14 protein-coding genes are annotated in these 14,053 nt (G+C 66.2%); all 14 read left to right on the forward strand.

Features of this window, described 5'->3' with window-relative positions; genetic code table 11:
- Positions 1-6 precede the first annotated feature (6 nt).
- The 14 genes from HNS03_RS12550 (at position 7) to HNS03_RS12615 (ending at position 14,010) form a co-directional block, all read left to right on the forward strand.
- A complete protein-coding gene (locus tag HNS03_RS12550) occupies positions 7-645 on the forward strand; it encodes a pentapeptide repeat-containing protein (RefSeq protein WP_367195729.1) in 639 nt (212 codons plus the stop codon).
- A gap of 46 nt (positions 646-691) precedes the next feature.
- Positions 692-1,471, forward strand: a complete 780-nt coding sequence (locus tag HNS03_RS12555) for an ABC transporter ATP-binding protein (RefSeq protein ID WP_367195730.1) — start codon at positions 692-694, stop codon at positions 1,469-1,471.
- Positions 1,472-1,502: 31 nt separating this feature from the next.
- Positions 1,503-2,495 (forward strand): ABC transporter substrate-binding protein, encoded by a 993-nt coding sequence (locus HNS03_RS12560; protein ID WP_367195732.1) that lies wholly within the window; start codon positions 1,503-1,505, stop codon positions 2,493-2,495.
- 71 nt (positions 2,496-2,566) lie between these two features.
- On the forward strand, positions 2,567-3,364 hold the full coding sequence (locus HNS03_RS12565; protein WP_367195734.1) for an ABC transporter permease: 798 nt from the start codon (positions 2,567-2,569) through the stop codon (positions 3,362-3,364).
- 666 nt (positions 3,365-4,030) lie between these two features.
- Positions 4,031-4,924 carry an alpha/beta fold hydrolase gene (locus HNS03_RS12570; protein WP_367195736.1) on the forward strand — a complete coding sequence of 298 codons (894 nt, stop codon included), beginning with the start codon at positions 4,031-4,033 and terminating at the stop codon, positions 4,922-4,924.
- Positions 4,925-4,940: 16 nt separating this feature from the next.
- Positions 4,941-5,855, forward strand: a complete 915-nt coding sequence (locus tag HNS03_RS12575) for a VOC family protein (protein ID WP_367195737.1) — start codon at positions 4,941-4,943, stop codon at positions 5,853-5,855.
- Positions 5,856-5,859: 4 nt separating this feature from the next.
- Entirely contained in the window at positions 5,860-6,651 is a 792-nt protein-coding gene (locus HNS03_RS12580) for an SDR family oxidoreductase (RefSeq protein WP_367195739.1), read from the forward strand.
- Entirely contained in the window at positions 6,617-8,323 is a 1,707-nt protein-coding gene (locus tag HNS03_RS12585) for a thiamine pyrophosphate-binding protein (RefSeq protein ID WP_367195740.1), read from the forward strand. The genes HNS03_RS12580 and HNS03_RS12585 overlap by 35 nt, the downstream gene beginning before the upstream one ends.
- 4 nt (positions 8,324-8,327) lie before the next feature.
- The gene (locus HNS03_RS12590) at positions 8,328-9,155 is read left to right on the forward strand and encodes an aspartate dehydrogenase (protein WP_367195742.1); all 828 of its coding nucleotides are present in this window, start codon (positions 8,328-8,330) and stop codon (positions 9,153-9,155) included.
- A gap of 8 nt (positions 9,156-9,163) precedes the next feature.
- The gene (locus HNS03_RS12595) at positions 9,164-10,657 is read left to right on the forward strand and encodes an aldehyde dehydrogenase (RefSeq protein WP_367195743.1); all 1,494 of its coding nucleotides are present in this window, start codon (positions 9,164-9,166) and stop codon (positions 10,655-10,657) included.
- 55 nt (positions 10,658-10,712) lie between these two features.
- Positions 10,713-11,465, forward strand: a complete 753-nt coding sequence (locus HNS03_RS12600) for an SDR family oxidoreductase (protein ID WP_367195745.1) — start codon at positions 10,713-10,715, stop codon at positions 11,463-11,465.
- A gap of 10 nt (positions 11,466-11,475) precedes the next feature.
- Entirely contained in the window at positions 11,476-12,747 is a 1,272-nt protein-coding gene (locus HNS03_RS12605) for an FAD-dependent oxidoreductase (RefSeq protein WP_367195747.1), read from the forward strand.
- Entirely contained in the window at positions 12,747-13,220 is a 474-nt protein-coding gene (locus HNS03_RS12610; protein ID WP_367195749.1) for a flavodoxin domain-containing protein, read from the forward strand. Before HNS03_RS12605 ends, HNS03_RS12610 begins: the two co-directional genes overlap by 1 nt.
- 1 nt (position 13,221) lies before the next feature.
- On the forward strand, positions 13,222-14,010 hold the full coding sequence (locus tag HNS03_RS12615; protein WP_367195751.1) for an IclR family transcriptional regulator: 789 nt from the start codon (positions 13,222-13,224) through the stop codon (positions 14,008-14,010).
- Positions 14,011-14,053: the final 43 nt, after the last annotated feature.

Raw genomic sequence — 14,053 nt, forward strand, 5'->3', positions numbered from 1 at the left:
GTGCCGGTGACGATCACCATGCCGCTCGCCGAAGACGATCGCCTCCGCGACGTCCTGACCGGACCGTTCGTTCCCGGACGCGCGGAGGACATGACAGGCCAAAGCGTCGAGGAGGCGCTCGACCTGTCCGGCCTCGACATCACCAGCGTCGACTTCTCCGGAACCGTCTTTCACGCTCCGGTCACGGCGGTCGGCACGCGCTTTCTCGGGCTCGCCTGGTTCCGCGGCTGCCGATTTCTCGCCGGAGCCGACTTCTCGGGCGCAACCTTCTTGTCCGATGCGCGCTTCGACGACGCGCAATTTGGGCGGGACGTGAGTTTTTCGCGCGCGGAAATGCGGGGCACTTTCGTGCTCGACCGCGCGACCTGCGAAAAAGCACTGTTCCTGGATCGTCTGCAGGTTCTTTCGAACCTCTCCATGGATGCCACCAGCGTGGCCGGGCCGGCCTCGCTGGAAGGCTCGGAGGTCATGGGCGGCTTCTGGTGCAACGGCGCCCGTTTCCTAAGTCGCTGCAACGCGGCCGGCATGGAGGTGCATGGACGCACTTGGGTGCGCGGCACCTCGGTGGCCGACGGTCAGACCCGTCCATCGGGCCCCGCCGGCCTCCTGACCCAGATCCATTCCTACGGCTACGTCTGGAGCTGACCGCACAGGCAACGCCCCCGTTCACCCCTTAACCCGACGGACCGCCATGACCTCCAGCCTCGAGCTTAGAGACATCACCAAAGTCTTCCCGGACCGGAAGACCGGTCGCGAAGTGACCGCGGTGACCGGCATGTCGTTCAACGTGGCCCCTGGCGAGCTCGTCGCCGTCGTCGGACCGTCGGGCTGCGGCAAGAGCACGATCCTCAACATGGTCTCCGGCCTTTACGGGCCGAGCCAGGGCGAAGTGCTGATCAGCGGCGAACCGGTGCGCTCGACCCGCTCCGACGTGGGCTTCATGCTGCAGAAGGATCTGCTGCTGCCCTGGCGCAACATCGTCGGCAACGTCGAGTTCGGTCTGGAAGAAAAGCGAATGACGCGTAAGCAGCGCCGGGAACGTGCGCTGGCCGAACTCGCCCGGGTGCGGCTGTCGGAGTTCGCCTTCCACTATCCCCACCAGCTTTCCGGCGGCATGCGCCAGCGTGCGGCGCTGGCCCGCACGCTCGCGATCGATCCGGAGATCGTCCTTCTGGACGAACCGTTCTCCGCGCTCGATGCCCAGACCAAGGTCATTCTGCAGAAGAGCTTCTCGCAGACCATCGCGGAAACCGGCGTCACCTGCTTGCTGATCACCCACGATTTACAGGAGGCGGTGATCATGTCCGACCGCGTGGTGGTGCTGTCGGGCCGACCCGGTACCGTGATCGACGAATTCGCGATCGACCTGCCCCATCGCAACGATCCCGTCGCCCGCTCCATGGAGCCTGGCGCGCAGACTTACGTGAAGCGCCTGTTCGACGCGCTGCACCTGGAAGACCAAGCCGCATAACCCAAAGCGGCCCAGAGGAAGGAGAACGAGGATGACGTTTCAGTGCTTCGGCGGGTTCGCCCGCAGGGTTGCGGCCGTCGCCGCCGTCTCGGCGATGATGGCCACCGGCGCGGTTGCCGCGGAAAAGGTGACCTACCTGTTCCCGGCCCCGGACTTCCTGCCGGCGTTCACGCCGTTCCAGGTGGCGAAGGCGAAAGGCTACTATGAGGATGCCGGCCTCGACATCGATTTCCGCATCGGCAAAGGCGGCGCGGACGTCGCCAAGCAGGTTGCCGTCGGCAATGCCGATCTCGGCGGCGGCATCGGCGACACGCCGATCATCGTGCGCGCCAACGGTCTGCCGGTGAAGGGCGTCGCCCTGCTCGGCGGCAAGGCGCTGACCCAGATCATCATTCGCGACGACACGGGCGCCTCCGACGTCGCCAGCCTGAAGGGCAAGAAGGTCGGCGTCATGGCGTTCCAGGACACCACCTACTACAACCTGCTCGCCGCGCTGGAGGCCGCCGGCCTCTCCAAGAACGACGTCGACATCCAGGCCGTCGGCCCCGCCGGCATGGTCCAGCTCATGATCTCCGGCGACCTGGACGCCATCTCCGGCACGCCGGATTGGGCCGCCTCCATCGAGGGAGCCGGCGTCGACCTCACCGTCCTGCCGATTAACGACATGTTCCCGGCGATGGCCCAGGCGATCCTGTCCTCCGACGACACGATCGAGAACAAGCCGGAGATCGTCGGCGGCTTCGTCCAGGCCACGCTGCACGGCCTGCGCGACGTGATGGAAGATCCGGAGGGCTCCGCCAAGCTTCTGGCGGAAAATGTGCCCCAGTTCCACGGCAAGGAAGCGTTCCTGACGGAAGTCATGAAACGCTACACCGACCTGGTCTACTCCGGCACCGACATGGCCGATCTCGGCAAATTCGATCCGGAGCGGGTAAAGGCGGTCGAGGACTTCTACCTCGAGGCCGGAATCATCTCCAACGCGCCGCCTCTCGACGACCTCTTCACCAATGAGTTCGTCAAGTGAGCGACCGCGCCACCCTCGACAGCGATGGCGCCCCCGGATTCGGGGGCGCTTCAGGAAACGGAAGGTCCGAGATGCTGCGGCTGATGCGGCTCGCCATTCCCCGCTGGACGTCTGCCGGGCCAGAACTCGGGATCATGATCGCGGTCGGCATCGTGGTCATCGCGGCCTGGGAGTTCCTGCCGCCGCTGCTGGACGTGCCGAAATATATCATCCCGACCTTTTCCGAGTGCGTTGCGGAATTCTTCCGCATGGCGCGCTACGAGGAGCTTGGGAAGCACTTCATGTCGACGCTGACGACGTCGATCATCGGCTTCCTGCTCGGCAGTGCGCTGGGCGCGGCATTCGGCTACCTGCTCGGCCTGTCCAAGCTCTGGGAGCGGGTTCTGTCGCCCTACATCCTGGCGCTGCAGATCGCGCCCAAGGTGGCGTTTGCCCCGCTGTTCATCATGTGGTTCGGCTACAACCTGCTGCCGAAGCTGTTGGTGACCGTGCTGATCGTGTTCTTCCCGATCCTGGTCAACGTGCTGCAGTCGATGAAGACGGTCGACCGCGACCTGATCAACCTGGCCCGCGTCTACAACATGTCGCGGATCAAGATCTTCTGGAAGATCGAGTTCCCCTCCTCCATGCCGTCTCTGTTCGCCGGCCTTCGGATCGGCGCGACGCTGGCGGTGATCGGTGTGACGGTGGGCGAACTCGTCGGCGGCAACACCGGCCTCGGCTTCCTGATCACCTATGGTGAGGGCCAGGCCAACACGGCGATGGTGTTCAATGCCATCGGCCTCCTGACCGTGATCGGCATCGTGCTCTATTTCGCCGTGGCGGCGATCGAGAAGCGCGTCCTGCACTATCTGGAGCGGGAGCACTAAAGCAAATCCAGGAAAAGTGGGAACCGGTTTTCCGTCCGGATTTGCGATTTAGAAATTTAAGCGCTCACGCCAGCTCGCGATGCTCGCGGCTGCGCGGGCGCGGCCCAAAAAGGGCCGGCGCGCCGTCGCGCGCTGGCTCAGCAAATCCAGGAAAAGTGGGAACCGGTTTTCCGTCCGGATTTGCGATTTAGAAATTTAAGCGCTCACGCCAGCTCGCGATGCTCGCGGCTGCGCGGGCGCGGCCCAAAAAGGGCCGGCGCGCCGTCGCGCGCTGGCTCAGCAAATCCAGGAAAAGTGGGAACCGGTTTTCCGTCCGGATTTGCGATTTAGAAATTTAAGCGCTCACGCCAGCTCGCGATGCTCGCGGCTGCGCGGGCGCGGCCCAAAAAGGGCCGGCGCGCCGTCGCGCGCTGGCTCAGCAAATCCAGGAAAAGTGGGAACCGGTTCTCCGTCCGGATTTGCGATTTAGAAATTTAAGCGCTCACGCCGGCTCGCGATGCTCGCGGCTGCGCGGGCATCGCGAGCCCGCACGACCGGGCCGGCTTTGCACCAACCCTCGCCTTCCGACCCCGTCGATCCCGTTGACAGGGCCGGATGGCAAGCCTAAAAATAATTTTGAACATAATGTTCAAAAACGAACAATTCACTAATCAGGAGCTCCGAACCGTGACCGCAGTCGACGCCCCGCATAGCGAGACCGAGAGCGCGCTTGTCGAAGCGAGTGCGGCCGGCGTGGCGTACCTGCGCCGCTCCGGGGCCGGCACGCCGGTGGTTTTCCTGCATGGCATCGGCTCGCAGGCGGCCTCATTCGCGCCGCTGGTGCCGCATCTTCCCGCCGCGCTCGATCTCGTGTTCTGGAACGCCCCCGGCTATGGCGCCTCCGCACCGCTTGAGGTGGACTGGCCGACGGAAGAGGCCTATGCCGACGCGCTGGCCGCGCTCCTCGACGCCCTCGGCTTCGACCGCGTGCATCTCGTCGGCCATTCGCTGGGGACGCTGATGGCGGCCCGCTTCGCGGCCAAGCGCGCGGATCGGGTCGCGACCCTGGCGCTTGCGGCCTGCGCGGCCGGCTACGCAGTGCCCGTGGGCAGCCCTCTTCCGGAAAAGGTGCAGGGCCGCATCGATGCGCTGGTGGCGCTTGGCGCCCCCGAGTTCGCTCGCACCCGCGCACCGCGCCTGGTGTTTCAGCCGGAGGCGCATCCCGACGCCGTCGCCGCTGTCGAGCGCGCGATGGCCGCCGTGACCATGCCCGGCTACGGTCAGGCGGTGCATATGCTCGCCGCCGGTCGGCTAACGGCAAGCCTCGCCCAGGTCACCGCGCCCACCACCTTCCTTTGGGGCGAAGGCGACGTGGTGACCCCGCAAGCCCAGACCCTGGAAGCGATCGCCGCGCGCCGTAGCGCCGGCGGACCCGAGCCCAGCTACCACCAAATTCCCAACGCCGGCCACGCCCTCTACCTGGAGCAGCCGGCCGCCGTCGCAACCGTTCTCGCCGAGCACATCGTCGCTGAGAACCGGACGGCAGGAGACACCCGACCGACGCCGGGAATGCGCGGATGACGAAGAGGAGGACGCAATGACGGAAGCTTTGCGCGCCGGACACTTACGCGGCATCATGATGCACGCACCCATGATGACCGCCACGGTCGACTTCTATGTCGACTCCTGGGGGCTGTCGCTCGCCACCCGAGGCGACGGCGTCGCCTACATGGCCGGTACCGGCCCGGAGCCGTTCCTCTACGGCCTGAAGGACAGCGACAGCTTCGGCATCGAATACGTGCATTTCGGCATGCCCGACCGGGCGGCGATGGATGCCTTCTACCATCAGTCGGTCGAGCGCGGGGCGACTGTGCTGGGTGCCCCTTCCCTGTTCGACGATCCGATCGGCGGCTACGGCTTCGAGATCCTGGATCCGGATTTCCGCCGGCTGCGCTTTACCACCGAGCTTCGGATGAAGCCCTCCGAGGATACCTTCGCGCTGCCGCGCAAGATCTCTCATGTGGTGCTCAACACGCCGGACATGGAAGCGACCCAGGACTGGTACTGCAAAGTCCTCGGCTTTCGGGTCTCGGACTATTCCGCCGACCAGATGGTGTTCCTGCGCTGCAGCTCCGACCACCATTCGATCGCCCTGGTGCGCGCGCCTTACGCCAGCGTCAATCACGTGGCATTCGAAATGCCGGATCTCGATTCCTTCATGCGCGGCATCGGCCGCATGAAGCAAAAGGGTCAGGTGCCGAGCTGGGGCCCCGGCCGGCACGGACCCGGCAACAACCCGTTCGCCTACTTCGTTTCGCCCTCCGGCTTCGTGATCGAGTTCACATCCGAGTTGCAGCAGATCGACGAGACGACCCATGAGGCGAAAGTCTGGTCGCGTACCGATCCCGACTCGATGGACCGCTGGATGACGGCCGGCCCGCCAACCCCGGCCCAGCGCGCCGTGATGATGGGGCGCCCCGATCCGGGCTTCCCCGGCCTGAAGCAGGCCTGACGCCATGGATCTCGGACTTCACGGCAAGACCGCCGTCATCACCGGCGGCAGCTCCGGTATCGGGCTTGCGGCCGCACGCAAGTTCCTGGCGGAGGGGGCGAATGTGGCCATCTGCGCCCGGGGCGCGGAGCGGCTGACGGCGGCCCGCGATGCGCTCGCGGCCGAGTTCGGCGCCGAGCATGTAATAGCGGAAGCGGTGTCGGTCCTCGACGCAACCGCTTTCGACGGCTTCGCCGGCCATGTTCTCGATCGCTTCGGCGGCGTCGACGCCCTCGTCAACAATGCCGGCCAAGGCCGGGTTTCGACCTTCGCCGAAACCACGGACGATGCCTGGCGGGAAGAGCTCGAGCTGAAATATTTCAGTCAGATCGTGCCGATCCGCGCCTTCAGCGAAGCTCTGAAGGACAGCGGCCAGGGCGCGATCATGGCGGTCAACTCGCTGCTCGCCTACCAGCCGGAGCCGCACATGGTCTGCACGTCGTCGGCCCGCGCCGGCGTACAGAACCTGTTGAAGTCGCTTTCGGTCGAGTTCGCGCCCGAGGTTCGGGTCAACTCGATCCTGGTCGGGCTGGTGGATTCCGGCCAATGGCAGCGCCGGTTCGCCGCCCGCGCCGATCAAAACCAAAGCCGCGAGGCTTGGTATGCCGACCTCGCATCAAAGAAGAACATCCCTCTCGGCCGCCTCGGCGAGCCCGAGGAGGCCGCGCGCGCGCTGGTCTTCCTCGCCTCACCGGCAGCCTCCTACATCACAGGAGCCCATCTTGAGATCTCTGGCGGCCTCTCACGTTTCGTTTGACGCGCCCGATCCCGTGCCGACCCTTGATACCGTCGGCGAACAGATCGCGCGTCATCTCGCCGAACTTGGAATCACCACCGTTTTCGGCGTGATTTCGATCCACAACATGCCGATCCTGGATGGCATCGCCGCCCAGGGACTGATCCGCTTCGTACCCGCCCGTGGCGAGGCCGGCGCCATGAATATGGCCGACGCCTATGCCCGAGTCTCCGGCGAGATCGGCGTAGTGCTGAGCTCGACCGGAACCGCGGCCGGCAACGCCGCCGGCGGCCAGGTGGAAGCGCTGACGGCGGGAACACCGATCCTGCACATCACCTCTCAGGTCGACCTCGGCTTCGCCGACCGCGATCGCGCCGCGATCCACGACGTGCCGAAGCAGCCGGAAATGCTGAAGGGCATGTCCAAGGCCTATTTCCGGATCTGGGACGCCAACTCTGTCGCCGGAACGTTGAGCGCGGCGGCCTCCGCAGCATTGAGCGCCCCCACCGGCCCGGTGAGCCTCGAAGTGCCGGTCGACGTCCAACGCATGCGGCCCTTGGCCAACGTCCGCCTGCATCCGCCGGCAATCGTGCGCCCCGCTGCCGACGACGCGGCGCTGGAGGAGCTTGCCGAACGGGTCAAGGCGGCGCGCCGACCAATGCTCTGGCTCGGTGGCGGCGCGCGCGGTGCTTCCGCAGAGGCTAGCGAGCTCGTCGCACGCGGCTTCGGTGCGGTGACCAGCACCATGGGCCGGGGCGTGGTCGCGGAAGACAACGCCGCCAATCTCGGCGCCTTCAACATGACGAAGGAAGCCGAAGAGATCTACGCAAGCGCGGATCTTATGATCGTGGTCGGCTCGCGGCTGCGCGGCAACGAGACCCGGGACAACAAGCTGCCCCTGCCCCATCCGCTGGTGCAGATCGATGCCGATGCGTCGCGCTGCGGTCGCAACTATCCGGTCGAGCAGTTCCTGCACGGCGATGCCGCCGACACGCTTCGCCGGCTCCTGATGCGGCTGCCGAAGAAACTCGACACCGATCCCTCCTTCCCTCACGACATCGCGGCGGCGCGGGCGCGGTCGGAAGGTGGCCTTCGCGCCCGGCTCGGGCCTTATCAGGTGGTCGCCGACCATCTGCTTGCCCGTGTGCGGGCCGGCCGTCATCCCTGGGTCCGGGACATCACCATCTCCAACTCCACCTTCGGCAACCGTTACGTCACCGTCGCCGCCCCCAATCTTGGGGTGCATGCGGCCGGCGGCGGCATCGGCCAGGGTGTTGCCATGGGCATCGGCGCGGCCCTTGCCTCGCCGCGCGCCAAGGCAGTGACGCTGGTCGGTGACGGCGGCGCGATGCTCGGGATCGCCGAGCTGATTACTGCGGTCGAAGAGAATGCCAACCTGGTCTACGTCCTGATGAACGATGCCGCCTACGGCGTGATCCAGAACATCCAGGACGCCCAATATGAAGGCCGGCGCCACTATTCGGCTCTGAAGACGCCGAACTTCGCCAAACTGTGCGAAGCCGTCGACATGCCGCACATGAAAATCGACCGGATCGACGCCTTCGCCGACGCCTTCGATGCCGCCCTCAAGGTGGAGGGACCGATCGTGCTGGAAGTCGACATGGTCGCAATCGGACCGTTCGCGGATGCCTTCGCCGGCCCGCCGGCGGGTGCGGCCGGAAAGGCGAGCTGACGGCATGCGACGTCTCGCCATCCTCGGTCACGGCAACATCGCGGCGACACTCGTCGACGTGCTCGGCCGCGACGGTCGCGCCCGGTTCGAGGCGGTCTCGGTGCTCGCCCGTCCCGGGGCCATCGATCGGGCACGGGAGAGCCTGGCCGGAAAGGCGTCGGTGCTGGCCGACGAGGTGACCTTTTACGACACCTTGGAAGGCCTTCTGACCGAGCGGCCCTGCCTTGCGGTGGAGTGCGCGACCCATTCGGTCGTGCGCGACACGGTGCCTGCGGTGCTGAGGGCCGGATGCGAGACGGTGATCGTGTCGATCGGCGCGTTCGCCGACCCTGAGGTGGCCGACGCGGTCGAGGATGCCGCGGCCAGCGGCCAGACCCGCGCGGTGCTTGTGCCCGGCGCGATCGGCGGCGTTGACGCCCTGGCGGCGGCCAAGCTTGCCGGCATCGAGACGGTCGTCTACACCGGCCGCAAGCCGCCCGCCGCCTGGCGCGGCACCCCGGCCGAAAACGCTCTGGATCTCGATCAGGTCGCCGAACCGATCGTCTTCTTCGAGGGCACGGCAAGGCGCGCCGCCTCCGACTTTCCCAAAAACGCCAACGTCGCCGCCACGCTGGCGCTCGCCGGTCCGGGTTTCGACGCCACCCGGGTCCGACTGGTGGCGGATCCCACCATCGGGGCCAATGTCCACGAATACGAGGTCCGCTCCGCGTCCGTGAATTTCAGCATCCGGCTGGAAGGCAAGGCTTCCCCGGACAATCCGAAGACCTCCGTGTCGACGGTCTACTCCGTCGCGCGCGAGGTCCTGAACCGCATCGTGCCGATCGCGATTTGAGGGGGAAGATGACGGAGACCAGCTACGAGCTTCCCGACGGCCGCCTGTTCGTCGGCGGCGAATGGGAGACGGGATCCGGCGCGGAGATCGTTTCGACCTTCTCCCACGACGGCTCGGAGAACCGTCGGCTCGCCGGTGCGTCCGAGGCCGATGGTTTGCGCGCAATTGCGCGCGCAAAGGCTGCGCAGGCCGATCCCGCGTGGCGCGCCCTCCTGCCCCATCAGCGCGCCCGTCATCTCGCCCAAATTGCCGACGGCATCGAGGCGAACATCGACCGCATCTCCTTCATCCAGACCCGCGACACCGGCAAAACCCGCGGTGAGACGACGGCCCTTGCCGCCTCCGCCGCCGGCACCTTTCGCTATTTCGCCGCCGTTCTGGAGACCGCCGACGAGGAGCTGACGACCCAGCGTGGCGATTGTCTGACGCTTTCGGTCCACGAGCCGATCGGCCTGGTGGCGGCGATCACGCCGTGGAATTCGCCGATCGCGTCCGATGCCCAGAAAGTCGCGCCAGCACTTGCCGCCGGCAACGCCGTGCTCCTGAAGCCGTCGAGCTGGTCGCCGCTGGTCTCGCTGGAGCTGGCCCGGATCGTGGAAGAGGCCGGCCTGCCGAAGGGCCTGTTCTCGGTCCTGCCCGGCGCGGGGCGCGAAATCGGCAATCTCCTGGTCGAGCATCCCGCGATCGGCCGCGTTTCGTTCACCGGTGGCACTGCCACCGGCCGGCGCATCGGCGCCCAGGCCGGCCAGAAGCTGATGCCGGTGTCGCTGGAGCTGGGCGGCAAGTCGCCGACCATCGTGTTCTCCGACTGCGACATGGACCAGGCGATCGCTGGAATCCTGTTCGGCATTTTCTCCTCCTCCGGCCAGTCCTGCATCGCCGGTTCGCGCCTGTTCGTGGAACGTGCGATCTACGACGACTTCGTCACCCGTCTGGTGGAGGCGACGGAAAAGCTGGTGGTCGGCTCGCCGTTCGATCCCGCGACCCAGGTCGCGCCGCTGATCGGATTCGAGCATCGGGAGTCTGTGGAGGCCTACATCGCGCTTGCGCGCGAAGAAGGCGGCACGATCCTGACCGGTGGCACGCGGCCGAGTGGACACGCCTTCGACGCCGGGGCCTATATGAAGCCCACGATTATCGCCGGTCTCGACAACCAGAGCCGAACCTGCCGGGAAGAGATTTTCGGCCCGGTCCTGGTGGTGCTGCCGTTCGAGGACGAGGCCGACGTGGTCGCCCAGTCCAACGACAACGACTATGGGCTTGCCTGCGGGATCTGGAGCAAGGACTTCGCCAAGGCCTGGCGGCTTGCCCGGGCGATCGAGGCCGGTACGGTCTGGATCAACACCTACAAACAGTTCTCCATCTCCACCCCGTTCGGCGGCGATGGTGCGAGCGGCATGGGCCGGGAAAAGGGCCGCCAGGGCCTGCGTGCCTACCAGCGCCAGAAATCGGTTTATCACGGCCTCTCCGAAGCCCCATTGCCGTGGGCCCGATGGCCGTGACAGGGGCCACGCGAACGATGAATATCAACGATAAGCCATTGGGAGCACAGCAATCATGATCCTGGAAGGGCGCACGGTGGTGGTGACGGGAGCCGGCGGCGGACTCGGCCAGGAAATCGCGCTCGATTGCGCGCGCAAGGGCGCGACGCTGATCCTGGCCGATCTGGACGAGCTGCGCTGTGCGGAAACCGCGGACGTCGTCGCCGCGGCCGGCTATTCGTGCGAGATGCACAAGATCGACCTGGGCGATCCGGCCTCCATCGAGCGCTTCGCAGATACGCTGGCCGGCGCCCGCGACGAGTTGCACGGGCTCGTCAACAACGGCGCCATCGCGACCGGTATCGGCGGAATCGGCTTTCGCGATGTGGAGATCGACACGTTCGACGCGGTGATGAGGGTGAACGTCCGAGGCACCTGGTTGATCACCCGCGCGCTCGCTCCCTTGCTGATCGCCTCCGGCACCGGACGGGTGGTCAACCTGGCTTCCGATACCGCCCTTTGGGGAGCGCCGAATCTGATCGCCTACACCGCCAGCAAAGGCGCCGTGATGGCCATGACGCGCTCGCTCGCGCGAGAACTCGGCCCCGACAGGGTCGGCGTCACGGCGGTGGCGCCCGGCATTCTGACGACGGCGTCCACCGACTATGTTCCGCAAGCGCGCCACAAGCTCTATGAGAGTGGCCGCGCGGTGCCCGGCGCCCAGGCGCCGGAGGAGGTCGTCGGCACGATCTCCTTCCTCCTGAGTGTCGACGCGCTCACGCTCACCGGCCAGACGCTGCCGGTGAACAACGGCTTCTGGTTCAACTGAGGAGACGGTCGTGCCGCATAAGATCGCCATCGTCGGATCCGGCCCGTCGGGCTGCTATCTCGCCCAGGCGCTGGGCAAGGCGTGCGACGATGCCACGATCGATCTGATCGACCGGCTGCCGGTGCCCTACGGCCTCGTCCGCTACGGGGTCGCCCCCGATCATCAGGGCACCAAGGCCGTGATCCGCCAGTTCGCCCGGCTGTTCGAGCGCGAAGGCGTCGGTTTCATCGGAAATCTCAGGATTGGCGACCCATCCACCGGCGCCGACCTCTCCTTGGAGGAGTTGCGGAGCCTCTACGACGTGGTCGTGCTTGCGACCGGCCTTTCCGCCGACCGGCGGCTCGGCATTCCCGGCGAAGATCTCTCCGGGGTCTACCGCTCCGGCCCCCTCACCCGCCATTGGAACGACCATCCAGACGAAGCCGGGCTCGTGCCCGCTCTCGGCCCGAAAGTGGTCATTGTCGGCAACGGCAATGTGGCGATCGACATTTTGCGCCTTCTGGCCAAGGAGGCGCCGGAATTCGCAGGCTCCGATCTGGCGGAGACCCATGTCGCGCGGCTGTCGGACCGACCGATCACCTCGATCGACATCATCGGACGCTCAGCCCCGGCCGAGGCGAAATTCGATCCCGTCATGGTTCGTGAGCTCGGCAAGCTAGCCAGTGTGCGGTTTCGGATCGAAGATCTGCCGCCGGAGACCGAAGACGAAGACAAGCGCCTTGCCGTCCTGCGCGGGCTGCAGGGGGTCGGAAACGCCGACGCGTCCCGGACGATTACGTTCCGGTTCGGCTGGGTGCCGACACGGATCGAGGGCGAGCAAGCGGCCCGGGCGATCCGGCTTCAGCGTCCCGACGGAGCGGATACCTTGGAGCTTGCCTGCGACAGCGTGGTCACCGCCATCGGCTTTGCCGACGACGCGAGCATGGACAGGGAGAGGCTGCTCATCGACGCCCTGGACGCCGAAGCCGGCGTGGCCGCGCCTGGGCTCTATCTCGCCGGCTGGTTCAAGCGCGGCCCGCGCGGCACAATCCCGGACAACCGGGCCGACGCTCAGGCGCTCGCCAAGCGCATTGCCGCCGATCTCGCCGCCGCCCCCACAGCCGGCGACAAACCCGGAGCGGACGCTTTGCGCACGCGCTTTGCACACATCACCGACTACGCGGGTTGGCTGCGCATCGACGCCGCTGAAACGCGCGATCTGCCCGCGGACCGCTGTCGGCGCAAATTCACCTCGGTAGAAGACATGCTCGCCGTCGCCCGCGAGAGACCGGAGACACGCTGATGAACATCACTCTTCTCTACGGCACCGAGACGGGAAACGCCGAAATGCTGGCGGAGGACCTGCAGTCCCATCTCGAAGGCGATCACGAGGTGGAACTCTCCAACCTCTGCGATTTCGACCCGACCACATTCGACCCCGGACGGTTCTACATCGTAGTCTGCTCCACCTATGACGACGGCAACCTGCCGGCGTCCGCCCAGCCTTTCGCAAAGGCCGTGGCTAAAGCGAAACCGGATCTCTCCGACATCCATTTCGCGATCTTCGGCATGGGCGATTCCGAATATGACGAGACGTTCAACCACGGCTCCAAGCGGATGGAAGAGCTTTTGATAGCGCATGGCGCGCGCAAGATCGGCGAGCGGATCACCCACGATGCCTCCGGCTCCGACCTCCCCGAGGATCTCGCGATCGATTGGGCCGATGCGTGCATCGCCGAGGCGGAAACACGGCTGGTTGAAGACACCGATGCTTGAGATGACTGTCCAGAAAAAGCCGGCCTATGAAGTGCCACCGGTCCGCCGCGCCATTTCGGTCCTGAAATATATCGGCGCCGGCAACACCTGCGCGAACATCTCCAAGGCGGCGAAGGATCTCGGGATCAACCGGACCACGTTGATCCGCCTTCTGCACACCTTGAACGACGAACGTATGATCGAGGAGCGCGAGCCCGGCGCCGGCTATCGGCTCGGCCTCGGCCTGATCGGCCTGGCGACGGATTCTCTCAACGGCCGCGACGTGATCCGCGTCGGCCGGCCGCAGCTCGCCGCGCTTGCCGAACGCACCGGCCTGTCGGCGCACCTCGGCGTGCTCGACGGCCACGACGTGATCTATCTGGTACGGGAATCCCCGAACGCTCAGCTCGTCTCCAACGTGCGCGAGGGCACCCGGCTGCCGGCCCACGCCACCACCATGGGACGTATTCTGCTGGCCCACATGAGCGAAGACGAGCTCAAGGCGCTCTATCAAGGCGAACCGCTAAAGGGCTTTTCGGAAAAGACGGCGACCAACTACGACGAGCTCAAGGCGCAAATCGCCACGGATCGCGCCACCGGCATCGCCTGGAGCTCGGAGAATTTCGAGCAGGGTATCGGCTCGTGCGCATGCGCCGTGTTCGATCATCGCGGCGAGGCGATCGCAGCCATCAACGTCTCCGGACCGGACCGGGCGTTTCGCGGCGAAGGCCCGGAGATCGAGGCCATCGGTGCGGCGCTGAAATCCACCGCCCAAGAGATTTCCGAACGGCTCGGCTATTCGGGGCGCTGAAGCATTTCCAGGCCAAGTGGAAACCGGTTTCCCGGTCGGACGC

This window comes from Amorphus sp. 3PC139-8, assembly GCF_040750475.1.
Classification (GTDB): Bacteria; Pseudomonadota; Alphaproteobacteria; order Rhizobiales; family Amorphaceae; genus Amorphus.

What these genes read in the sequence shown, in the direction of transcription:
- HNS03_RS12555 (WP_367195730.1), top strand. Translation starts at nt 692, where the DNA reads ATGACCTCCAGCCTCGAGCTTAGAGACATCACCAAAGTCTTCCCGGAC.
- HNS03_RS12560 (WP_367195732.1), top strand. Translation starts at nt 1,503, where the DNA reads ATGACGTTTCAGTGCTTCGGCGGGTTCGCCCGCAGGGTTGCGGCCGTC.
- HNS03_RS12565 (WP_367195734.1), top strand. Translation starts at nt 2,567, where the DNA reads ATGCTGCGGCTGATGCGGCTCGCCATTCCCCGCTGGACGTCTGCCGGG.
- HNS03_RS12575 (WP_367195737.1), top strand. Translation starts at nt 4,941, where the DNA reads ATGACGGAAGCTTTGCGCGCCGGACACTTACGCGGCATCATGATGCAC.
- HNS03_RS12580 (WP_367195739.1), top strand. Translation starts at nt 5,860, where the DNA reads ATGGATCTCGGACTTCACGGCAAGACCGCCGTCATCACCGGCGGCAGC.
- HNS03_RS12590 (WP_367195742.1), top strand. Translation starts at nt 8,328, where the DNA reads ATGCGACGTCTCGCCATCCTCGGTCACGGCAACATCGCGGCGACACTC.
- HNS03_RS12595 (WP_367195743.1), top strand. Translation starts at nt 9,164, where the DNA reads ATGACGGAGACCAGCTACGAGCTTCCCGACGGCCGCCTGTTCGTCGGC.
- HNS03_RS12600 (WP_367195745.1), top strand. Translation starts at nt 10,713, where the DNA reads ATGATCCTGGAAGGGCGCACGGTGGTGGTGACGGGAGCCGGCGGCGGA.
- HNS03_RS12610 (WP_367195749.1), top strand. Translation starts at nt 12,747, where the DNA reads ATGAACATCACTCTTCTCTACGGCACCGAGACGGGAAACGCCGAAATG.
- HNS03_RS12615 (WP_367195751.1), top strand. Translation starts at nt 13,222, where the DNA reads ATGACTGTCCAGAAAAAGCCGGCCTATGAAGTGCCACCGGTCCGCCGC.